Annotated in this window: 1 protein-coding gene; it reads left to right on the plus strand. The window is 44.3% G+C overall.

What is annotated here, in order from left to right:
* Positions 1-138: 138 nt before the first annotated feature.
* On the plus strand, positions 139-580 hold a 442-nt coding region (locus tag A3729_RS03800), incomplete at its 3' end, for a response regulator transcription factor (RefSeq protein ID WP_068633210.1).

The raw sequence follows: 580 nt of genomic DNA on the forward strand, positions 1-580 counted from the left end.
TGGTTTATTTTTATCTCATGCCACGATTAATAGACATCATGGAAAAATAAGCGTTGAAAGAGCAGATAAGTCGGGCACTCGCATTCATATTTCCCTGTCACTTGTAAGCTCACACCCAGCCGAAGAGCAGAAAATAAAATGACTAAGAGTATCCTTATCCTAGATGACGACCAAACCTTTTCTACGACACTTGCCCGGTCATTTAAACGACGAGGCTACAATAGCTTCGCCGCAAACAGTATTGAAGAAGCCAAAGGCATATTAACGGATACGAGCATAAATTTTGCTGTGGTTGACCTAAAGATCGATCAGGAAAGTGGTTTGCAGTTTCTGTCGATTCTAAAAGAACACTCACCTCAAACCAAGGCACTGATTCTGACAGGTTATTCCAGCATTAGCACAACGGTTGAAGCGATGAAGCTGGGTTCAGTGAATTACCTATGCAAACCTGTGACCACCGATGTCATTATCAAAGCCCTACAGGAAGAGGACGCAAACCCAGATATTCCCCTAGATACTAGCCCGCCATCAGTGGGACGCCTGGAGTGGGAACATATCCAACGCGTGCTTAATGAGCATG

It is taken from the genome of Oleiphilus sp. HI0043 (assembly GCF_001634935.1).